19 protein-coding genes are annotated in these 22,344 nt (G+C 59.3%); 5 read left to right on the top strand and 14 right to left on the bottom strand.

Going from position 1 to position 22,344, the window contains the following annotated elements; translation table 11 throughout:
- Positions 1–77: 77 nt before the first annotated feature.
- Both JL39_RS23720 and JL39_RS23715 read right to left on the bottom strand, forming a co-directional pair.
- A complete protein-coding gene (locus JL39_RS23720; protein ID WP_037156589.1) occupies positions 78–446 on the bottom strand; it encodes an RNA-binding S4 domain-containing protein in 369 nt (122 codons plus the stop codon).
- 4 nt (positions 447–450) lie between these two features.
- Positions 451–3,576 (bottom strand): helicase-related protein, encoded by a 3,126-nt coding sequence (locus JL39_RS23715; protein ID WP_037157254.1) that lies wholly within the window; start codon positions 3,574–3,576, stop codon positions 451–453.
- A 702-nt stretch (positions 3,577–4,278) separates the two neighbouring features.
- Here JL39_RS23715 and JL39_RS31275 point away from each other — a divergent pair.
- Both JL39_RS31275 and JL39_RS23710 read left to right on the top strand, forming a co-directional pair.
- A complete protein-coding gene (locus JL39_RS31275; protein ID WP_081952972.1) occupies positions 4,279–4,434 on the top strand; it encodes a DUF3309 family protein in 156 nt (51 codons plus the stop codon).
- A 40-nt stretch (positions 4,435–4,474) separates the two neighbouring features.
- The gene (locus tag JL39_RS23710; protein ID WP_037156587.1) at positions 4,475–4,729 is read left to right on the top strand and encodes a YMGG-like glycine zipper-containing protein; all 255 of its coding nucleotides are present in this window, start codon (positions 4,475–4,477) and stop codon (positions 4,727–4,729) included.
- A 247-nt stretch (positions 4,730–4,976) separates the two neighbouring features.
- Here the strand turns inward: JL39_RS23710 and JL39_RS23705 are convergent, their stop codons facing one another.
- Both JL39_RS23705 and JL39_RS23700 read right to left on the bottom strand, forming a co-directional pair.
- Positions 4,977–5,705: a beta-ketoacyl-ACP reductase gene (locus JL39_RS23705; RefSeq protein WP_037156585.1), complete on the bottom strand. Its 729-nt coding sequence runs from the start codon at positions 5,703–5,705 to the stop codon at positions 4,977–4,979.
- Between the two features lie 128 nt (positions 5,706–5,833).
- Positions 5,834–7,015, bottom strand: a complete 1,182-nt coding sequence (locus tag JL39_RS23700; protein WP_037156583.1) for an acetyl-CoA C-acetyltransferase — start codon at positions 7,013–7,015, stop codon at positions 5,834–5,836.
- Between the two features lie 249 nt (positions 7,016–7,264).
- Here JL39_RS23700 and phaR point away from each other — a divergent pair, with 249 nt between their 5' ends.
- On the top strand, positions 7,265–7,840 hold the full coding sequence (phaR, locus tag JL39_RS23695) for a polyhydroxyalkanoate synthesis repressor PhaR (protein WP_037156581.1): 576 nt from the start codon (positions 7,265–7,267) through the stop codon (positions 7,838–7,840).
- 15 nt (positions 7,841–7,855) lie between these two features.
- Here phaR and JL39_RS23690 read toward each other — a convergent pair whose 3' ends face one another.
- The 4 genes from JL39_RS23690 to mtgA form a co-directional block, all read right to left on the bottom strand.
- On the bottom strand, positions 7,856–8,263 hold the full coding sequence (locus JL39_RS23690; RefSeq protein ID WP_037156579.1) for a hypothetical protein: 408 nt from the start codon (positions 8,261–8,263) through the stop codon (positions 7,856–7,858).
- Between the two features lie 127 nt (positions 8,264–8,390).
- Positions 8,391–8,576, bottom strand: a complete 186-nt coding sequence (rpmF, locus tag JL39_RS23685; RefSeq protein ID WP_003535764.1) for a 50S ribosomal protein L32 — start codon at positions 8,574–8,576, stop codon at positions 8,391–8,393.
- Between the two features lie 147 nt (positions 8,577–8,723).
- A complete protein-coding gene (locus JL39_RS23680) occupies positions 8,724–9,371 on the bottom strand; it encodes a glutathione S-transferase family protein (RefSeq protein WP_037156575.1) in 648 nt (215 codons plus the stop codon).
- Between the two features lie 73 nt (positions 9,372–9,444).
- Positions 9,445–10,197, bottom strand: coding sequence for a monofunctional biosynthetic peptidoglycan transglycosylase (gene mtgA, locus JL39_RS23675; protein ID WP_081952971.1), 753 nt, complete (start codon positions 10,195–10,197; stop codon positions 9,445–9,447).
- Between the two features lie 118 nt (positions 10,198–10,315).
- Between mtgA and JL39_RS23670 the strand changes: the two genes are divergently transcribed.
- Positions 10,316–11,230 (top strand): polyprenyl synthetase family protein, encoded by a 915-nt coding sequence (locus JL39_RS23670; RefSeq protein ID WP_037156573.1) that lies wholly within the window; start codon positions 10,316–10,318, stop codon positions 11,228–11,230.
- 79 nt (positions 11,231–11,309) lie between these two features.
- Here the strand turns inward: JL39_RS23670 and JL39_RS23665 are convergent, their stop codons facing one another.
- The 6 genes from JL39_RS23665 to JL39_RS23640 all read right to left on the bottom strand — a co-directional run bounded on the left by JL39_RS23665 (position 11,310) and on the right by JL39_RS23640 (position 20,254).
- A complete protein-coding gene (locus tag JL39_RS23665; protein WP_037156571.1) occupies positions 11,310–11,975 on the bottom strand; it encodes an OmpA family protein in 666 nt (221 codons plus the stop codon).
- A 126-nt stretch (positions 11,976–12,101) separates the two neighbouring features.
- The gene (gene hisC / locus JL39_RS23660) at positions 12,102–13,169 is read right to left on the bottom strand and encodes a histidinol-phosphate transaminase (protein ID WP_037156569.1); all 1,068 of its coding nucleotides are present in this window, start codon (positions 13,167–13,169) and stop codon (positions 12,102–12,104) included.
- Between the two features lie 3 nt (positions 13,170–13,172).
- Complete coding sequence (gene ispG / locus JL39_RS23655; protein WP_037156567.1) at positions 13,173–14,423, bottom strand: flavodoxin-dependent (E)-4-hydroxy-3-methylbut-2-enyl-diphosphate synthase; 1,251 nt, start codon at positions 14,421–14,423, stop codon at positions 13,173–13,175.
- A gap of 128 nt (positions 14,424–14,551) precedes the next feature.
- Positions 14,552–15,739: an MFS transporter gene (locus JL39_RS23650; RefSeq protein ID WP_037156565.1), complete on the bottom strand. Its 1,188-nt coding sequence runs from the start codon at positions 15,737–15,739 to the stop codon at positions 14,552–14,554.
- A 178-nt stretch (positions 15,740–15,917) separates the two neighbouring features.
- Entirely contained in the window at positions 15,918–19,379 is a 3,462-nt protein-coding gene (gene pyc / locus JL39_RS23645) for a pyruvate carboxylase (protein ID WP_037156563.1), read from the bottom strand.
- A gap of 134 nt (positions 19,380–19,513) precedes the next feature.
- A complete protein-coding gene (locus tag JL39_RS23640) occupies positions 19,514–20,254 on the bottom strand; it encodes a LuxR family transcriptional regulator (protein ID WP_037156561.1) in 741 nt (246 codons plus the stop codon).
- A 302-nt stretch (positions 20,255–20,556) separates the two neighbouring features.
- Between JL39_RS23640 and JL39_RS23635 the strand changes: the two genes are divergently transcribed.
- The gene (locus JL39_RS23635) at positions 20,557–22,326 is read left to right on the top strand and encodes a glucan ABC transporter ATP-binding protein/ permease (protein WP_037156559.1); all 1,770 of its coding nucleotides are present in this window, start codon (positions 20,557–20,559) and stop codon (positions 22,324–22,326) included.
- Positions 22,327–22,344 lie beyond the last annotated feature (18 nt).

Raw genomic sequence — 22,344 nt, 5'->3', positions numbered from 1 at the left:
AGGTTAAACAATCCTGCCGAGGCCAAATTGGAGAAGCTTTATTCCTCAGCATGACCCTTTATCGGTTTCCGGTTCTTTCAGCGATCGGGGCCACCGAATCTGCCCGCGCCAAGGCCACGTTGCGCCCGCTCGAAAGGCGTGAGCCGTGTCTGCTTGTCCGGAGACGGCGTCAGGTCGTCATAGAGAAGCTTAGCCTCCTCAAACGGACCTCGGCGATGGCCGCCAGCACGAACGACAAGGATGACATCCCGCCGCTCTAGGACAAGTTCAATGCGGTCTCCAGATTTTATCGTACGGCTGGACTGACTGCAGATCTCTCCATTCACCGTCACTGCACCCGCGGCGATCAGCGATTGGGCAAGCGAACGCGACTTCACGATGCGGGCGAAAAAAAGCCACTTGTCGATGCGCTGTCGCGAACCGTCCGGTAGCTCTTTTTCCGTCATGGCCTCACTTCTTCATCTGCTCCTTGAGAGCTGCAAGTTTTGCAAAGGGCGAATCCGGATCGATCGGTTTCTCTTTGCGTGGCGGCTTCGCTTCGAAACGGGCCGGCTGCGGCCCTTTGCCGCGGTCGTTTCGCTCAGGCCGTTGCCCGCCTTCGGGGCGTTCCCCACGATTCGGGCGATCCCCCCGGTTTTTGTCGCGATTCGGCCTCCCGCCGTCCCGTCGGTCTCGATCGCCGTTCTGACGTGCATCACGACGATCATCACGATGACCTTGGGATCCCTGGGGCCGTTCCCCGCCGGCATTCCGCTGTCCGCCGTGACCCCGGCGATCTCCATTTTGCTGACGCCCGCTCCGCTGGTTGTCTCGGCCACCACCTGGACGCCAGAGCAGGACCGGCTTCGGCTCCTCGGCTTCGGCAGGTTTTGCTTCATCTCCATCTGTCGAAACAGCGGCAGACGCCTGTTCGGTTGCGGCAGACGCCTGTTCGGTTGCGGCTTCCGCTACAGCCTCCACAGGGGCAAGTTCAACACTTCCCTCAATCACTCCCCCCGAGGCTTCGCCACCCGAGGCGTCGGTTGGGTCAGCACCATCGCTCACCGCGACCTCTTCGGCTGCAGCGGGAGTCGCAGCACCGGCAGCGCCCACATTCTGAGTCTCAAGGAAGGCCTGCGCTTCTTCCGCCATCACGGCATCAGCACGATAGCCAAGCCCTTTCAGAATCTCCTCCATGTCATCCGGCGTCGCGCCGAGAATGGAGAGCATCGCAGTCGTGGTCGTGAAACGACGACCGTCATAAGCGCCTTCCGGACGCGGCGTCGTGCCGGGCTTCCACTGAAGGAGCGGACGGATGATATCCGCCAGGCGCTCGAGAATGTCGATACGCACTGCGCGCTTGCCGAGGAAGCGGAAGCCCGCGAGCTTGTAGAACATTCGCTCGAAGCTCGGATCCGCAACGACCGAGGTGCGGCCAGCAGCAAGCGCCGGGATGAGATCGCCGTAACCGGGCTTGTCGAGGCCGTCGTTCTTCAACGCCCAGAGAAGCGTGATGAGTTCGGCCGGGGCCGGCTTCAGAAGCGCCGGCATGAAGACGTGATAGGCGCCGAACCGAATACCATAGCGCCGCATCGAGGCACGCGCATCCTGATCGAGCGACTTCACCTCTTCGGCGACGTCGCGACGGAAGAGTACGCCAAGATTTTCGACGAGCTGAAAGGCAAGCCCCTTGGCAAGACCCTGCAGATCCTCGGCACGCGATAGGTCGTCAAGCGGCTTTAGAACCGTCGCGATATGATGGTTCACGAAGCGCTCGATGCGAGCGAGCACGTGTTCGCGGGCGTTGCCGGTGAGCTGCTCATCGGACAACAGGATGACACGCGGACGCATCACATGGTCGCTTGCCGAAAGACGGGCGATAGGTTCGCCGAGCCAGCGCACGAAACCATCGGAGCCGACAGCAAAATCGCTGTTGCCGGATGCATAAAGTCTCGCCGCTCGCGCCTCGAATTCCAGCGCCAACGCCTTTTGGGCGGCCGCCTGCACCGCCTTGGCGTCAGGTCCTTCGGTCCCCGTGACGGGCGTGAACCGGAATCCGGCCAATTGCCCGACGTGATGTCCCTCCACGAAGACATCGCCATTCACACTGATTTCAGCTTCCAGCATCGCATTCTCTCTCAGGCGCTTCATGAGCACAGATGTCCTGCGATCAACGAAGCGTTTCGTCAACCTTTCATGTAGCGCGTCCGACAACCTATCCTCTATTTCCCGTGTCTTTTCTTGCCAGTGTGTCGGATCGGCAAGCCAGCCGGGACGGTTGGAGACGTAGGTCCAGGTCCTGATCTGCGCGATGCGGGCAGACAGCGTGTCGATCTCGCCATCCGTCCGGTCCGCGCGGCGGACCTGCTCCGCCATGAAATCCTCGTTCACTGTTCCGTAGCGCACAAGATCGGAAAAAAGAGTCGAAATAAGGTCCGCGTGCTGTGCAGGCGCAATCCGGCGGTAATCCGGCAGCGCACAGGCCTCCCAGAGCTTTTCGACCCGTTCCGGTGTCGTCGCGGCATCCTGGATTTCGGGATAACGCGAAAGATGATCAAGGGCTTGGCTATCGGTCGCAGGCAGCGCCCGAGTGAGTCCCGTGATCGTCGGCGAAACATCCAGGCTTTCGCGTAGCGCACGCAGTGTGGAAAAATCGAGATTCTTCGAGCGCCATTGCAGCACTTTCACCTGATCGAACTGATGGCTTTCGATTCGCTCCACCAGCTCGTCATCGAACGGCGCGACCTGTCCGGTGACACCAAACGTCCCGTCTCTCAGATGCCGGCCCGCACGACCGGCGATCTGGCCGAGTTCGGCGGGATTGAGATTGCGGAACTGATAACCGTCAAATTTCCGGTCCTGTGCAAAAGCAACGTGATCGACATCGAGATTAAGACCCATGCCGATTGCATCTGTAGCAACCAGATATTCGACGTCGCCCGATTGGTAGAGCCCGACCTGGGCATTGCGCGTCCGCGGACTGAGCGCGCCCAGGACAACCGCAGCCCCGCCCCGCTGGCGACGGATCAGCTCCGCAATCGCATAAACCTCATCAGCGGAAAACGCCACGATCGCCGACCGTTGCGGCAGTCGGGTGATCTTCTTTTGACCTGCGTAGAACAGCTGGGACAAACGCGGACGTTCGACAACGGTAATACCCGGCAGCAGCTTTTCAAGGATCGGCCGCATCGTGGCGGCTCCCAGAAGCAGGGTCTCGTCGCGGCCGCGCAGATGCAGAATTCTATCCGTGAAGATATGGCCGCGTTCCAGGTCTCCGGCAAGCTGCACTTCATCGATCGCGACGAAGGAGGCTCTCGTCTCCCGCGGCATGGCCTCGACGGTGCAAACTGAAAAGCGGGCGTTCGGCGGAGTGATCTTTTCTTCGCCGGTGATGAGCGCCACCCAGGAAACCCCGACCTTTTCGACAAGGCGCGTATAGACCTCGCGCGCCAGCAGCCGAAGCGGCAGGCCGATCACGCCGGTGCCATGCGCAACCATGCGCTCGATGGCATAATGCGTCTTGCCTGTATTGGTGGGGCCGAGGACGGCGGTGACGCCGCGCCCCGTGGGCATCATGGGCTGGAAATTCAAAGCCAAGTTCCGCGCATCACTTACGGCTTCGGCTTCGCCTTTGCGAAAACCTGAAGCCATGCCACACATGGCGATCCCAGCCGACAAACGCAAGCCTGAAGAATGGTTTTGCAGCCGAAGAATCTCGGTTTGGCCCGCTCAAACCAACATTCAGCCGTTCAGATTTCACCCTTGCGGGAACAGATGCGAACGAATCGGAGACGAATCGAAGACTCGAGGGGATTCAGCCTTTGTTCACGGCTATATGTTGACAAGACTCCGTTTCCCGCCACGACATCCTGAATCTGCATTCAATTTGGGTGTCTACAACCTGGAGATTCACCCGGAAGCTGCGCACCCACAGAGAGACGACGGAGTCAATCCCTTGATATGGTTAACCTTTCTTCAACGAGTTCAAAGGCTTCAGCCGTTTGAACCGCCCATTGTTAAGATTCAGGTCAAAGGCGGAACGAATCATCGACGAATCGCCGACATCTCCATATTCTCGTTTCGTTCGTACAAGATGTTGTGGGTATCTGCCGATTGGAAGCGCAATAAGAACGACCCTCGGAGGGCTCGGACACGAATCACGAATGCCCCTCGTTAACGTTGACTAACGGTCTTTAACCACATGTGACATGGACACCGCGTCGATCCCCTGGAACAAAATTTGCGAAGGCGCGTTTCCTCGCCAAATCCATACCGGATTATCTAGCGGAGTGGAAAATCATGCTCGGAACGGTATTGCTCATCATCCTCATCCTGCTCCTGATTGGCGCGCTGCCGAATTGGGGCTATAGCCGAGGTTGGGGTTACGGTCCGTCGGGCGGATTGGGCCTCGTCGTCCTGATTATCATCATCCTGTTGCTGATGGGCAGGATTTAAGAGCGGCGCAGCCGTATGTCACCAAGGGAAGGGAATAAACATGAAAAAGATTCTGATTGTGGGCTGCATGATCGGCGCGCTCGCCTCGTGCACCTCTACGGAGAAGGGCACCGCGATCGGCGCGGGCACCGGTGCAGTCATCGGCGGTGCCGTCACCAATAGCTGGGGTGGTGCAGCGGTAGGCGCTGTGGCCGGCGGTCTTGTCGGTGCTGCAATTGGCGAATCCGAGAAGCGTCGCGGCTACTGTGTCTATCGGGATCGGTACGGCCGCACCTACGAAGCGCGCTGCCGCTAGCGCTGATATATTCTGGATTTCTCGGAAGCCGGCGTTGCAATCAACGCCGGCTTTATTTTGCCTGACCGGCCCTATGTTAACTTCTGACCAAAGCCGGAACGAAACGCTGACGAATCGGCGACATTGTCCTTTTCCCGGTTTGTTCACCGCAACATTTGGTGGAAAAACAGCGCGTTAGCCATAGTCATAGATGGTTTCACGCACATTTCCGCGACAGAATCCACGTAAAGGTTAACGCGCGAAAAGTTCAACCGGCCATGAACTGGCCGCCATTTGCCGTGAGCGTCGAGCCAGTGATGAAGCCCGCTTCATCCGAAGCGAGGAAAACAACACATCGGGCTATCTCTTCCGGCTCACCCAGGCGACCAACCGGGATTTGCGGAATGATCCGCTCATTCAGCACTTTCTCCGGTACGGCCCGAACCATTTCCGTGGCAATGTAACCGGGGCAGATCGCATTGACGGTGATGTTCTTCGCCGCCCCCTCCTGAGCAAGGGCCTTGGTGAAGCCGAGATCACCAGCCTTGGCTGCGGAATAGTTCACCTGCCCCATCTGGCCCTTCTGGCCATTGATGGAGGAAATGTTGATGACGCGGCCAAAACTGCGGTCCCGCATGCCGCTCCAGACGGGATGTGTCATGTTGAAGAGACCGGTGAGGTTTGTGCCGATCACCTCGTTCCATTGTTCCGGTGTCAACTTGTGAAACATGCCGTCGCGGGTGATACCCGCATTGTTGACAAGGATCTCGACCGGACCAAGCGCTGTCTCGATTTCGGCTATACCTTCAACACAGGCATGATAATCGGACACATCCCATTTGAAGACGGGAATTCCGGTTTCGTCATGAAAGGCTTTCGCCTTTTCCTCATTGCCGGCAAAATTGGCAGCCACCCGATAACCTGCAGCCTTCAACGCCACAGAGATCGCAGCACCGATTCCCCGCGTCCCTCCCGAAACCAACGCCACTCTGTCCATTTTGCCTTCCCCTTCTCGGATTGATCCTGCCCTTCTGCGTGACCGGATACTTACTTATTTTGACAGGCTTTCGTCAGGGCGACAGCCCGCCACGCATTTTTTCAACGCTGGCGGGCCATCCACGACCATCACATGGCTTCGAGGCACATGGCGACGCCCATGCCGCCGCCGATGCACAGCGTCGCGAGACCCTTCTTCGCGCCGCGGCGCTTCATCTCGAAGAGGAGCGTATTGAGGATGCGCGCACCGGAAGCGCCAATCGGGTGACCGATGGCAATTGCGCCGCCGTTGACGTTGACGATCGACGGGTCGAGACCGAGATCCTTGGTGACGGCGCAGGACTGGGCCGCGAAGGCTTCGTTGGCTTCGACGAGGTCGAGGTCGCCGATTTTCCAGCCGGCCTTTTCCAGCGCCTTGCGGGAGGCAGGGATCGGGCCGGTGCCCATGATCTGCGGATCGACGCCCGCCGTTGCCCAGGAAACGATGCGAACCATCGGCGTGATACCTCGGCGGACAGCTTCCTCCTCCGTCATCAGAACAGCCGCCGCCGCTCCGTCATTCAGACCGGAAGCGTTGCCGGCCGTCACCGTCCCTTCTTTGTCGAAGGCAGGGCGAAGCTTCGCCAGCGCATCGAGCGTCGTGCCGGGGCGGATAAATTCGTCGTTTTCCACGATCACGTCACCCTTCCTCGTCTGGATGACATACGGGATAACCTCATCCTTGAAGCGGCCGGCGAGCTGCGCGGCCTCCGCCTTGTTCTGGGAGGACACGGCGAACTGGTCCTGCTCATCGCGGGAGAGTTGCCACTGACGAGCGACATTCTCTGCCGTGATCCCCATGTGGTACCCATAGAAGGCGTCCGTCAGGCCGTCCTTGATCATGGTATCGATCATCTTGAAATCACCCATCTTCACGCCGCCGCGCAGATGCGCGCAATGGGGCGCCATGGACATGGACTCCTGGCCGCCGGCCACGATGATCTTCGCATCGCCCAGCGCAATCTGCTGCATGCCGAGCGCGACGGCGCGAAGGCCTGAACCGCAGAGTTGGTTGACGCCCCAGGCGGTCTTCTCCTTGGGCACTCCGGCTTTCATCGCCGCCTGCCGGGCAGGATTCTGCCCCTCGCCCGCTGGCAGAACCTGACCGAGGATGACCTCATCCACCTCGGACGCATCGACACCGGCACGCGCAAGCGCGCCCTTGATCACCGCAGCACCCAGTTCATGGGCCGGGACATTGGCAAAAGCACCGTTGAATGAGCCGACCGCCGTACGGGCGGCGGACGCGATCACGATGGATGGATTGGTCATGGGACGTCTCCTCTTATTAAGATATTTATTTCCGAGACTGACAAAGCTTGACCGCAGAGTCAAACATCCTGCAGGCCGACGATCCTTCCCTAAAAATGCTCCTCAGTTTTCGCGGGTTTGCTGCGCAACAAGTCAACCGCCGCATCGCACAAATCGATTGTAAGTCCGCTTCATTTAGGCTTACATTCCTGTCGGGAGAAGCAGCCAATCGATATAACCAAACCATATTGACGGGAGCAGGAGGCAATCATGGCAAAGACCGAAGGCGAAATCATAATCAAAAAATATGCCAACCGGCGCCTCTACAATACAGGCACCAGCACTTACGTGACGCTGGAAGACCTTGCGAAGATGGTAAAGAAAGGCGAAGAATTCCTCGTCCAGGATGCCAAGACCGGCGAGGACATCACCCACTCGGTGCTGACGCAGATCATCTTTGAACAGGAATCCAAGACCGGCAATACGCTGCTGCCGATTTCCTTCCTGCGGCAGTTGATTTCCTATTACGGCGACCAGATGCAGATGGTCGTACCGACCTTCCTGGAACATTCGATGAAGGCGTTTACCGATCAACAGGTGCAGATGCGCGAACAGATGACCCGTGCTTTTGGCGATACACCGCTTAGCAAGAACCTGCAGGCGCCCATGCAGATGATGGAAGAGCAGGTGCGCCGCAACACGGAAATGTTTCGCCAGGCTCTGCAGATGTTTTCGCCTTTTACGGCACAGCCGCCTACCTCGGCTGCCAAGAAGACCGATTCGAAGGATATCGACGAATTGAAGGAACAGCTTCGCAATCTTCAGAACCGTCTCGATAATCTCTGATCTATAGAACCTGGATCAGAGTCCGATCGAAACGTCGCGACCAGCCGAACGGATTGCGACGGCAAAACCACCGATGACATCGACGAAAGTGATCGTCATCAGGATGAAGAAAATCTGCGTTGCGGCATCCCTGACCAGCAGGAATTCAACCAGGTAGGCCACGAAGACCAGCATCGACAGCATGTGATTGAGAAGCGAGCCACGACCGTTGCGGCTCGCTTTGAGGATTTCGACAAAGAGAAAAACGAGTGCGACGACAATCAGTGCGTCGCCCACCGTCATCGTCCAGACGGCACCGGAAAGCATCTGGAGAGAACTGACGATATTGCCAAGCGCAACAACTCCGCCGCCACCCAGAATGCCGAACATGGCAAGGTTGTAGAGAACAAACGGGAAGATCATCAGCGGCAATGCAGCGAGCATGAGCGGCTCCGGAGCACGAGAAATGGACGGGCCGAACTGTGATGCCGGCCTGCATTTTGCGCAAGGCTTGGCAGAAACAAAAAAGGCCGGCAAGGCCGGCCCTTCAAGCGAACTTCCGTGGCAACGCTTATGCGTTTTCCTTCGGCGTCAGAACCTGACGGCCGCGATACATGCCGGTCTTCAGGTCGATGTGATGCGGGCGGCGCAGTTCGCCGGAGTTCTTGTCTTCGATATAGGTCGGAGCCTTGAGTGCGTCGGCGGAGCGGCGCATACCGCGCTTCGACGGGCTCGTTTTTCTCTTCGGTACAGCCATTTCGTTACTCCACTTCGTGCAAAACATGATCCCCGGCCGGAACTGAGGCCGAACTCATCACGTCTCGATCTCGGAAATTTGCCGGGCTTATACATGTCCGGCAGGGCTTTGACCAGTCCCCGCCGGGATTTTTTCGACATTGCCGTGTTAGGCTTCGTCTTCCGGCACTATCCAGGGCTCGGCAAGCGCCGCCTCCTGCCATTTGACCCAGGCCGGATGGGATTTCATCGCCGCCATATAGGCAAGCGTACCGGCATCGGTCACGAGGTCATAAACGTCGAAACGGTTGACGACGGGCGCAAACATGGCGTCCGCCCCGGTAAAGGCGCCGAACAGGAACGGCCCGCCGGACTTTGCCCGCAGTTCACGCCAGATCGTCTCAATCCGCGTCACATCGTCCATCACGCCTTCCGGCAGATCGAGCTTGCGCTTCGGGCGCCGCATATTCATCGGGCAGGCATTTCTGAGCGCCCGGAAGCCGGAGAGCATTTCCATGGAGATCGAGCGGGCAACGGCCCGGTCCGCAGCCGCCTTCGGCCAAATGCCTTTCTCTGGAAAAAGCTCGGCTACGTATTCGATGATCGACAGCGATTCCCAAACGCGGATATTGCCGTGGTGCAGGACGGGCACCCTGTCTGTCGGCGAAATAGGCTTGAACTTCGGATTGCCGGCCGGAAAATCGAAGGGGATCAACACTTCCTGGAAATCAATGCCCGCCGCAGTCATCGCAATCCAGGGACGCAAGGACCACGAGGAATAGTTCTTGTTGCCGATGTAAAGGGTGAGTTTTCCCATGGGCCACGCCTCCGGTTGGTTCATTCAGCCTATAATCGCAACAGCCGAGCGCGACCAATGAAATCGCTAGAACTCAATCATAAATGCATTTGATATAGTCGCCGGAGTTGCGCGCGCGGCGCTCAACAATGCCGGCCAGCCGCTGCATGCCGCGACCGGGCTTGCCGGCGACCCGCGTGATCGGGTTGGGTAACGAGACGGCGAGAAGCGCCGCCTGCCGGGAGCTGAGCTTCGAGGCCGGAATCTTGAAATGATGCCGGGCTGCGGCTTCCGCTCCATAAATGCCAGGCCCCCATTCGGCGACGTTAAGGTAGATTTCCATCATCCTCCGCTTCGACCAGACGAAATCTGCCCCAATGGCAAGCGGCAATTCGAGCCCCTTGCGAATGAAGGAGCGGCCGTTCCAGAGAAACAGGTTCTTGACCGTCTGCATGGAAATGGTGCTGGCGCCACGCGTCGCCTCGCCGTCTAGCGCATCCTCGACCACGTCGCGCATCTGCGTCCAGTCAACCCCACCATGGAAACAGAACTGGCCGTCTTCCGACATCATGACTGCACGGACGAGATTGGGCGAGATATCATCGAGATCCACCCAGCGCCTGTCGTAACCGCGCAACAGCACCAGTTCCGACAGCATCAGGGTCGAGACGGGATGAATGAAAGGCAGGGCATAAACAAAGATAAGAAGATAAGGCAGCACCACGAGAGTGATCCCGATCAGTACGAGCCGCCGGACAAGTTTAGGGAAAAACGAGCGCCGTCTATCCCTCACGGGCTCTTCCTCCTGCACGTGCTGTTCCGGCGTGATGTCCAATGTCCCGCTCATTCCTTGTTTTGGATTTCATAGACTCTGAATGGAGCCAAGGCGAGTCTGATGCCGAAAACTTCCCATAACCCGGTAAATCGCCGTTGCCAGTCAGCCATCGGCATGCCAAACAGCGGCCATGACGGACACGAAGACGGTATTCGAAGAGCGCTTGAGGCAGAGCGCCGCCGAGACGGAAGCTCTGCTTGCGTCGCTGCTGTCCGATGCCACTCTTCCCGAAGAGATTGTCCGCCCCCCGCATCTCATGGCAGCCATGCGGCATGGATCGCTGAATGGTGGAAAAAGGCTCCGGCCCTTCCTGGTCCGCGAAAGCGCGATCCTGCTCGGCGGACCGCCGGATGCTGCGCTTCGAGTAGGCGTGGCGCTGGAGTGCCTGCACTGTTATTCGCTGATCCACGACGATCTGCCAGCCATGGATAACGACGACCTGCGTCGCGGCCGGCCGACGGTGCACAAGGCCTTTGACGAAGCAACGGCAATCCTGGCCGGAGATAGCCTGCTTACCTATGCTTTCGATATCATCGCCGCTCCGGAGACGGTACTTGCCGACCGATTGAAGACAGAACTTGTGCTGGCGCTTGCTCGCGCCGCCGGACTTGGTGGCATGGTGGGCGGTCAGGCGCTCGACCTCGCGGCAGAGAAGTCTCCTCCGGGCGAGGTGGGCATCACGACGCTCCAGTCGATGAAAACGGGCGCACTTCTGCGTTTTGCTTGCGAAGCGGGCGCTATCGTCGCGGGTTCGGAGCCGGGACATCGCGAAAGAATGCGTGCATTTGGTCGCAAGATAGGGCTGGCTTTCCAGCTTGCTGACGATCTGCTCGATCTGACCTCGGACGCCGTCACCATGGGTAAGGCAACGGGTAAGGACGCCGCACGCGGAAAGGGCACGCTCGTGGCGCTGCATGGCATGGCCTGGGCAGAAGACCGGCTTGGCGCTTTGACCAAGGAAGCCGTTGATCTACTGGTGCCCTTTGGCGAGAAGGCTGTAGTCCTGCAGGAAACGGCCCGCTTCATTGCCAGTCGGGAAAAATAAAAAGCCGGCAACGCTAGTTCGATACGTTGCCGGCTTTGAACCTTCGGACAAGCCGCATCTGAAAACGGTTTGTTTTTTGTCAGCCCTGCGTGATCGGCGCGATCTGCACTTCGACGCGCCGATTCTGCGCGCGTCCGTCCGGCGTCGCATTGGAAGCAACCGGCTGCGATGGGCCGAAGCCCATGGTCGACATGCGGCGCTGATCGACGCCGCGGCCCGCCAGGTAATTCGCCACGGAGGCAGCACGGCGTTCGGACAGGCCCTGGTTATGCTGCAGGCTGCCGGTCGAATCCGTATGACCGTTCACGTCGATGAAGGTCTTGTTGAACTTGTTCAACACGATCGCGACTGAATCGAGCGTCCGGTAGAAGGGCGGAATCACCTGATCCTGGTCCGTGGCGAAAGTGATGTTGGACGGCATGTTGAGGATGATGCGATCGCCCATGCGGGTCACCGAAACGCCGGTGCCTTGAAGCTGGGCACGCAGTTCCGCTTCCTGATTGTCCATATAGGCGCCGATCCCGCCGCCTGCGAGCGCGCCGATGCCGGCGCCGATCAGCGCGTTGCGGGCACCGTTCTTGCCTGTGCCGCCAATGGCAAGGCCTGCGAGAGCACCGACGCCGGCACCGATCGCCGCGCCGCCAGCGGTGTTGGAAACCTTCTGTTCACCCGTATATGGATCGGTCGTGGTGCAGGCAGAAAGATAGGTCGCGGAAAGCGCGACGATTGCAATTTTCTTGAGCATTGTAAATCGAAGTCCCCGTCGTCTGTGAAGACACCTGATTTACCATGAATTGCGGCAATAGCGAGGAGAGACCACATGTCCTCGCCAATCATCATTGACCGGGAAAAAGCCTGACGTTTTGCTGCATCATTTCGCAGCCGGCGGAAGGCTTTTCAGGACTTCGATCAGCCGCTCGCATTCAGCATCCGTGCCGATGCTGATGCGCAGATGGTCGGCGATTCGCGGCTTGTTCCAGTGCCGCACCAGCACGCCTTCGGCACGCAGCCCGGCATAGACTTCCGCACCCGGCAGGTCTGGATGTCTGGCAAAGACGAAATTCGCCTGCGATGGCAGCACCTCGAAGCCAAGCCTTTCAAGTTCGCCGGTCAGCCGCTCGCGCGTGGCGATAATCTTCTGCCGGCAGGTCTCGAACCAATCCACATCTTCGACGGCCGCGGTGGCGGCGACCTGCGCAAGCCGATCGAGCGGGTAGGAGTTGAAACTGTCCTTCACCCGCTCGAGAGCGTCGATCAGCGGCCGCTGACCGAGCGCGAAACCGACACGCATACCAGCCAGCGATCGGGATTTCGACAGCGTCTGAACGACCAGCAGATTTGGATAGCGGGAGATCAGACCCACTGCGGTCTCGCCGCCGAAGTCGATATAGGCCTCATCAATCACCACCGGCGCATCCGCATGCCCGGCCACCAGCGTCTCGATTTCCGCAAGCGACAGACCGACCCCAGTCGGCGCATTGGGGTTGGGAATGATGATCGCGCCGCAGGATCGATCGTAGTCTGCAAGCCGGATGCGGAAGGCCTCGTCGAGCGGGATCTCGACCGCCTCGATATCGTAGAGCCGGCTATAGGTCGGATAGAAGCTATAGGTTATATCCGGATAGAGCAGCGGCTTGTCGTGCTTCAGCAGCGCCTGGAACGTATGAGCCAGCACCTCATCGGAACCATTGCCTGCGAAAACCTCGTCCGGTTGCACGCCGAAACGCGCGGCGATCGCCTCGCGAAGCACCGTCGCCGAGGGATCGGGATAAAGCCGCAGACCGTCGTCGGCAGCCGCACGGATGGCGGCAAGCACCTTCGGCGAAGGGCCGTAGGGGTTTTCGTTGGTGTTGAGCTTGACGAGATTCCGGATGCGCGGCTGTTCGCCGGCGACGTAGGGCTTCAGTGTATCGACGATCGGAGACCAGTACCGGCTCATGCTTTATTCAGCGGCCGTCTTCTGGCCGAAACGGTTCTCGATATAGTCGATGACGAGCTTTTCGAAATCGGCTGCGATGTTCGACCCGCGCAGCGTCATCGCCTTCTTTCCGTCGATGAAGACGGGCGCGGCCGGCGTTTCCCCCGTGCCCGGCAGCGAAATGCCGATATCCGCGTGCTTGCTCTCGCCGGGACCATTGACGATGCATCCCATGACAGCGACGTTGAGCGCCTCGACACCCGGATATTTCTCACGCCAGACCGGCATGTTCTTGCGGATGTCGTTCTGGATGTTCTGGGCGAGTTCCTGGAAGACCGTCGACGTGGTGCGGCCGCAGCCCGGACAGGCCGCGACGACCGGCACGAACTGCCGGAAACCCATGACCTGCAGAAGCTCCTGCGCCACCTGCACTTCGCGAGTGCGGTCGCCGTTTGGCTCCGGCGTCAGCGAGACGCGGATCGTGTCGCCAATCCCCTGTTGCAGGACATAACCCATGGCAGCAGACGATGCGACGATGCCCTTCGAGCCCATGCCGGCTTCGGTAAGGCCGAGATGAAGCGCGTGATTGGAGCGCTCGGCAAGCATGGAATAGACAGCGATCAGATCCTGCACCTGACTGACCTTGGCCGACAGGATGATCCGGTTACGCGGCAGGCCGATCTGTTCGGCAAGTTCGGCGGAGATCAGCGCCGATTGGACGATCGCCTCATGCATGACCTGGCGGGCCGAGAGCGGTGAACCTTCAGCCGCATTGCGGTCCATCAGCGTGGTCAGGAGATCCTGATCGAGCGAACCCCAATTGACGCCGATCCGCACCGGCTTGTCATGGCGGATCGCCATCTCGACAATGTCGCCGAACTGCTTGTCCTTCTTATCCTTGAAGCCGACATTGCCCGGATTGATGCGGTATTTCGCAAGCGCCTCGGCGCAGGCCGGATGATCGGCAAGCAGCTTGTGGCCGATATAGTGGAAGTCGCCGACCAGCGGCACATCCATCCCGAGACGCAACAGGCGCTCGCGGATCTTTGGCACGGCAGCGGCGCTTTCGTCACGGTCAACGGTGATGCGGACAATTTCGGAACCCGCTCTGTAAAGCGCGGCAACCTGCGCTACCGTCGCATCCACATCCGCCGTATCCGTATTGGTCATGGATTGGACTACGACCGGCGCACCGCCGCCGACGATGACGCCGCCGACATCGACGGCAACGGTGGCGCGGCGCGGCTTCGGATCATAATCGACGGGTGAGGACATGGAGCTTCTCGTCGCCTTCAGCAGTTGGAGCGCCTTTCAGGTGGCGTATGGCTTGCGGCTTGTCAACCGGCACAGCGCTCACTTTATCTCGTGCAGCTCGGCTTGGCCAACCTCCCGGCATCCTGCCTTCAGTGATGCGCGTTGTCCGCATGCCGGGCAAGCGGCGACAGCAGGAGGACCACGACGATCAACGCAGAGAGACCAACGAAGATTACGGCTAGACCGGTATGCTCGGCGATGAATCCGATCGCCGACGGCGCCACAAGGATTCCTGAATACCCCATGGTCGTCACGACCGAGAGGCCAACGCCAGCGGCCATGCCCGGCAGGTTGCCGGCAGCGGAAAAGGCGATGGGCACGATGTTGGAGATCCCGATGCCAGTCAGCGCAAAGCCGGCGATCGCCATCGGAGTGCTTTGTGCAAAGCCGATCACCAGCAGACCGAGGATGGAGATAACGGCGCAGACGCGCAACGTCGTGACCGCGCCGAAGCGGTCGCGGATCAAATCTCCTGCAAATCGCATCACCGCCATGGTGAGCGAAAAGGCGGCGAAGGCGAAGCCCGACAGCGACACGGAAGCCGCAAGTTCGTTGCGAAGATAGAGGGCCCCCCAGTCGAGGATCGCCCCTTCGGGGATCATGCAGAAAAGTGCCATGATGCCAATCAGCCAGGGAAGCGGCGAAAGCGGAAGGCGACTTCCATGCCTGCCTTCTTCCGGATGCGGCGCGTCGTGGAGCACGGTCGGCCAGGCGGCGCCGATCATCACCGCGGCCAGCACGGTAACGAGGATCGCATGCGCGGAGACGCCGATATGCTCGATGAGGAAGCCGCCAGTCGACGAACCGATAAGGCCGCCGAGGCTCCAGAACGCATGGCAGGAGGACATGATGGCCCTACGCATGTGTTTCTCGACCGAGACCGCGTTGGCGTTCATCGCTACGTCCATCGCACCGATCAGTCCCCCGAACAGAAAGATCGCTACCGCACCGGTCCAGATGTTGCCAACCCAGGTGAGAAGCAGCAGCGTCGGCGTAAGCAGCACCGACGTCCATTTCGCAACCTGGCTCGAGCCGAACCGGGCAATCTGGCTTCCGGCAAGCGGCATCATCACCAGCGAACCGAGGCCGAAGATCAGGATCATCACCCCGAGCATACTCTCGCTGAGGCCCAACCGGCCTGCAAACTCCGGAATCTTCGGCGCCCACGCACCAATCATGAAGCCATTCATCAGGAAGAGCAGCGAAACGCCAGCTCTTTCCCGAGTGATGAAGGCACGATGGTGAACGGACTTGGTCAGGGGAGCGCGGCTATCCATGAGATCATTCCTTGCAGCTGCCGCGACCATATTTAAATCGATTAGACTTGCAATATTGCAGCGGCCACTTCCCTCTCACAAATTGTATCGGAAAGAAACCCGCAACTCGTCGCCCCCCACGGTTGATTGCGCGAGCGGTTCGTGGCCTTGACTAAGAAGCCACGGAGACGACTGGAGATCAGCCGCCGTAGACGATCAGGAGGTCCTTGGCGTCGATCTGGTCGCCGGCCTTTACCAGCACCTCGGCGATTGTGCCGTCCTTTTCCGCATGCAAGGCGGTTTCCATCTTCATTGCTTCGATGGAAAGCAAAACATCGCCCGCCTTCACAGCCTGACCGGCCGACACGAAGACGCGGGAGAGTACACCCGGCATGGGCGCACCGAGATGGGTGGCATTGCCGACCTCGGCCTTGCGACGAACCGCGGCCCCTGAAGCACCATGCGCCCGGTCCGGCACCTTGATGCGGCGCGGTTGCCCGTTGAGTTCGAAGAACACCGTCACCATGCCCTGTGCGTCGGTCTGGCTGATTGCCTGATTGACGACGACCAGTGTCTTGCCCCTTTCAATATCCGCGAACAGTTCCTCTCCGTCCTTCAGACCATAAAAGTAGGCGGGCGTCGGCAGAACCGAGACGGGGCCGTATGTCTCAACCGCCATGGCGAAGTCGGTGAAGACCTTGGGATACATGAGATAGGATGAGAACTCGAAATCATCAATTTCGCGTCCGAGCTTATCCTCGATCGTCTTGCGCTCGGCATCAAGATCGGCGTCCGGCAGCAGAGAGCCCGGCCGCACCGTATAGGGCTTCTCTCCCTTGAGCGCCTTCTTCTGCAATGCCTTCGGCCAACCGCCCGGCGGCTGACCGAGGTCACCCTTCAGCATCGAAACGACCGAGTCCGGGAAGGCTATGTCCCTGTCCGGGTTCTCGACATCTGCAACAGTGAGGTCCTGGCTGACCATCATCAGCGCCATGTCGCCCACCACCTTGGAAGACGGTGTTACCTTGACAATATCGCCGAACATCCGGTTGGCGTCCGCGTATGCCTGCGCCACCCTGTGCCACTTGGTGTCGAGGCCGAGCGAACGGGCCTGTTCCTTGAGATTGGTGAACTGGCCACCCGGCATCTCGTGCAGATAGACTTCGGAAGCCGGCCCCTTGAGGTCGCTCTCGAAGGCGGCATACTGGGCCCGCACCGCCTCCCAATAGAAGGAGATGCGGCGGATCCATTCCGGATCAAGACCCGGATCGCGCTCGGACCCGGCAAGCGCCTCGACGATCGAGCCGAGGCAGGGCTGCGACGTGTTTCCGGACAAGGCATCCATGGCCGCATCGACCGCATCGACGCCTGCCTCCACTGCGGCAAGAACCGTCGCCGCCGATATGCCGGACGTGTCATGCGTATGGAAATGGATCGGCAGAGAAGTCGCCTCGCGCAGCGCCTTGAAGAGCACACGTGCCGCAGCGGGTTTCAGGAGACCAGCCATGTCCTTGAGCGCGATGATATGGGCACCGGCCTTCTCCAGTTCCTCAGCCAGCGCGACATAATACTTGAGATCGTATTTCGGGCGTGCAGAGTTCAGGAGGTCCCCGGTATAGCAGATCGCCGCCTCGCACAGCTTGTTCTCTTCCTGGACCGCGTCCATGGAAACGCGCATGTTCTCGACCCAATTCAGGCAGTCGAAGACGCGGAAGAGATCGATTCCGCCCTTCGCGGCCTGCCGGACGAAATATTTCACGACATTGTCCGGATAGTTCTTGTAGCCGACGCCGTTGGCCCCACGCAGCAGCATCTGCAGCAACAGGTTCGGCGCTCCCTCACGTATGAGCGCCAGGCGCTCCCATGGATCTTCCGTCAGGAAGCGCATGGAAACATCGAAGGTCGCACCACCCCAGCATTCCAGCGAAAAGAGGTTCGGCAGCGCGCGTGCATAGACACCGGCAATATGCGCGATGTCATAGGTCCGCATGCGGGTGGCAAGCAGCGACTGGTGTCCGTCGCGCATGGTTGTGTCCGTCACAAGGGCGCGCTTTTCATTGCGCATCCATTCGGCGAATTTCTTTGGACCGAGATTGTCGAGAAGCTGCTTGGTTCCGTCGGGAACAGGCCCGTTAATGTAAGGCACGATCGGCTTTGCGGCCTGCTCAGAAGGCATGGGCCGACCCTTGGTCTCGGGGTGGCCGTTGACGGTGACGTCGGCAAGATAGGTGAGCAGTTTGGTGGCGCGATCGGCCCGCCTCACCTGCTCAAAGAGCTCCGGCGTCGTGTCGATGAAGCGTGTCGTATAGGAATTGTCGCGGAACTTCGGATGGCCGATGATCGCTTCGAGGAAGGTCAGATTGGTCGCAACCCCGCGGATACGGAATTCGCGCAGCCCCCGATCCATACGGCTGATCGCCTCTCCGGGCGAAGCGCCCCATGCCGTCACCTTGACGAGCAGCGGATCATAGTAGCGGGTGATGATCGCGCCGGAATAGGCCGTCCCGCCATCGAGGCGAATGCCGAAGCCGGCTGCCGAGCGATAGGCGGTGATGCGGCCGTAATCCGGAATGAAGTTGTGCTCCGGATCCTCCGTGGTGATACGGCATTGCAGCGCATGGCCATTGAGACGGATGTTTTCTTGTGACGGGACACCCGATTCAGGCGTGCCGATCGCCGCCCCTTCGAGGATGTGGATCTGGGCCTTGACGATATCTATGCCGGTGACGACCTCAGTCACCGTATGTTCCACCTGGATGCGGGGATTCACTTCGATGAAGTAGAATTTGCCGGTATCGGCATCCATCAGATACTCGACCGTGCCGGCGCCGATATAATTCGTCGCCCTGGCAATCTTCAGTGAATAGTCCGCCAGCTCCCGGCGCTGGGCATCCGTGAGATAAGGCGCCGGAGCCCGCTCCACGACCTTCTGATTACGGCGCTGGATCGAACAGTCACGCTCGAAGAGATGCACGGCATTGCCATGTGTATCGCCGAGTATCTGGCTCTCGACATGGCGGGCATGTTCGACGAGTTTTTCGAGATAGACCTCGTCCTTGCCGAAGGCAGCCTTGGCCTCGCGCTTGGCTTCCGTTACTTCTTTGGCGAGATCCGCTTCGGAGCGGATGACGCGCATGCCGCGCCCGCCACCACCCCAGGACGCCTTCAGCATCACCGGATAGCCGATCTGCGCGGCCATCTTCGCCACTTCGGCCATGTCGTCGGGCAGCGGCTCGGTTGCCGGAACCACCGGCACGCCAACGGAAATCGCAAGATTGCGGGCGGCAACCTTGTTGCCGAGCTGCCGCATCGTCTCGGCGGTTGGCCCTATGAACGTGATGCCCGCAGCATTGCAGGCCTCGACGAATTCAGGGCTTTCGGACAGCAGGCCATAACCTGGGTGAATGGCATCGGCACCGGAAAGCTTCGCGACGCGGATAATCTCAGGAATCGATAGGTAGCTCTCGATTGGCCCCAGATCGCGGTCAAGATGTGGGCCGCGGCCGACCTGGTAACTTTCATCAGCCTTGAAGCGATGCAGCGAGAGCTTGTCCTCCTCCGCCCAGATCGCAACCGTTTTGATGCCCAACTCATTAGCGGCCCGGAAGACGCGGATGGCAATTTCAGAGCGGTTGGCAACGAGAATTTTCGAAATCGGCAAAACGGACCTCCCACGTGCCATCGAGAAAAATGCTGCACTGCAAAGAAAGTCATATCGCCTTAATCAGGCAAGCGCAATTTGAACGGATGCCGGATGTCAAATTTGTGCCAGATGGTTTCAAGGCGCTGGTGCGCTCAGATGACAAGGCCCAAACGAAAGGCGGAAGCGACCACATGCTGCCGATTCTTCGCCCTCAATTTCTCCTGCAGACCGTTGATGTACCAGTCTACCGTATGGCTTGAAATATCGAGCGACCTAGCAATCTCGTTGGAAGTCAGGCCATCTGCAAGCAGACCGATGACTTCCATTTCGCGTCGCGTGAGCTGCGTATCCACATTTGCAACGGTTTCCAGTTCTTCGGCCTGGCCGCGCAGCTCCATAAAACGCCAGAACACCTTTTTGGCGGCCGCATCAAAAAGTGCCATTTCGGCCGGCGAAAGATCGACGGGCCGACCTCCGACCGTCATATAGCCAAGCAATCCATTGCGGCCATATACGGGAAAGATGTAGCCATCCTGCAGACCGTAACGGATCCCTTCCTGCATCATCCGCTGCATGCGCTGCTTATGGGGGTCGTTCCTGAGCGCGAAGACGGCGTCACGCCAGCGGATGGACCTCTGCGCGATGCTGAGCATTCGGATCGCCGGATCCACGAGAACGTATTTGCGACCAGCATAGATTTCCGGCCAGCCCGCTGGCCAGCGGCTGGCCAGCGCCACACGCGCAGGGTCCTGATTGGGTCGAGGCTGGACGAGCACGCTGTAATATTCAAAGCCATAAGCCTTCAGCAGGGATTCGAGTTCAGCCGTTAATTCCGCCTCTGTCTTGACTTCCCCAACAAGTACCAAGAGTTGCACAATCAGTTGAATATTCAAAACCGCCCCCTGATATGCCCATTCTTGGCGTCTTTTGGTTCACGTTAAATTTCTATAAATTCCCTCGTACATAATCGATTAGCATAGTTATCATTCATTGAAGGTACACCGCGAAATCTAGCCCTTGACGGTTTCGTGAGGGAAGCCGGCAACCCGACGGGGCCGTCGATGACGCGAAGCCTTGCTCTTTATGAAACATTTCTGGCAGAAGGACATTATCTCCGTCGCGGAATTGCCTTTTCCGATCTTTAAGTTTCAAGTGCCGGCCGCGATGGCGGCTTCATATCAAGAGGTTTCGCCATTTGACGCTGTTCCAGGTTTATGCACGAGCTCTCAAATATCTGGCGAAGAACCGGTGGCGGGTAACCGCGGTCGTCATCGCAAACATCGTGCTTGCCGTCATCACCATTGCCGAACCAATTCTCTTCGGCCGGATCATCGATGCCATTTCATCCGGCGGTCCGGTGGCGCCGGTGCTCACGCTTTGGGCGGGATTCGGCGTCTTCAACACCGTTGCCTACGTCTTGGTCGCCCGCGAGGCGGACAGGCTTGCCCATGGCCGCAGGGCGTCACTGCTGACGGAAGCCTTCGGGCGAATCATATCCATGCCGCTTTCCTGGCATCATCAGCGCGGTACATCCAACGCACTACACACTCTTCTTCGGGCAGCAGAGAGCCTGTTCGGCCTCTGGCTCGAATTCATGCGCACCCATCTCGCGACGGCGGTAGCACTTATCCTCCTCGTCCCTACGGCGATCTCGATGGATTGGCGGCTCAGCATCGTATTGCTGGTCCTGAGCGTGCTCTACTGGATCATCGGCGTGACGGTGATGAACCGCACCAAGGAAGGACAAGCTTCCGTCGAAAACCATTATCACACAGTCTTTTCGCATGTGAGCGATTCGATCAGCAATGTTTCGGTACTGCATAGCTACAATCGCATCGAGGCTGAGACCAAGGCTCTCAGAGGCTACACCAAGGATCTGCTCGCCGCCCAATATCCGGTGCTCGATTGGTGGGCGCTTGCGAGCGCGCTGAACCGCACGGCTTCGACCGTATCCATGGGCGTTATCCTCGTCATAGGGACTCTCCTGGTACAGCGGGGCGAATTGCGGGTTGGCGATGTCGTGGCCTTTATCGGTTTTGCGAACCTCCTGATCGGTCGCCTCGATCTGCTGCGCCAGTTTGCCACCCAGATTTTCGAGGCGCGTGCCAAGCTCGAAGACTTCTTCGCCCTTGAAGATTCGGTCGAAGAACGCGCCGAGCCGGCCGATGCCCGCGAACTCGACGCGGTGCGGGGCGAAGTGGAATTCCGCAATGTCTCCTTCGGCTTTTCAAACACGAAGCAGGGGGTGCATGATATCTCCTTTATTGCCAAGGCCGGAGAAACAGTTGCGATTGTCGGCCCAACCGGCGCCGGCAAAACGACTCTCATCAATCTCCTGCAACGGGTCTACGATCCTCAGGAGGGCAAGATCCTCATCGACAGCACGGATATCGGCACCGTGACGCGCAAATCGCTGCGTCAATCGATCGCTACCGTCTTTCAGGATGCCGGCCTCCTGAACCGTTCGATCAGTGAGAATATCCGTCTCGGCCGCGAGGGTGCGACCGAGGAGGAAATTGCCAAGGCGGCCGAGGCAGCAGCCGCAACCGACTTCATCGAAAGCCGGCTCAGCGGTTACGACACATCGGTCGGCGAGCGCGGCAACCGTCTCTCCGGTGGCGAGCGTCAGCGCATCGCTATTGCACGTGCCATCCTCAAGAACGCACCGATCCTGGTCCTTGACGAAGCGACCAGCGCGCTCGATGTGGAAACCGAGGCCCGTGTAAAGGCAGCGATCGATCGGCTGCGCAAGGACCGGACGACCTTTATCATTGCCCACAGGCTGTCGACCATCCGGGATGCCAACAAGGTGATCTTCCTCGACAATGGTCGCATCATCGAGATGGGCAGCTACGATGAGCTCAGCCAGAGTGGCGGGCGTTTCGCTTCGCTGCTCAAAGCCAGCGGCATCCTGACTGACGACGATACCAGGAATGAGGCCGGAGCAGTCGCGCAACCCGCCTGATCTGATCTTCCCGACTAC

This window comes from Rhizobium sp. YS-1r (assembly GCF_000757525.1).
Taxonomy (GTDB): domain Bacteria; phylum Pseudomonadota; class Alphaproteobacteria; order Rhizobiales; family Rhizobiaceae; genus Neorhizobium; species Neorhizobium petrolearium.
This window is presented reverse-complemented; position numbering and strand designations above follow the sequence as displayed.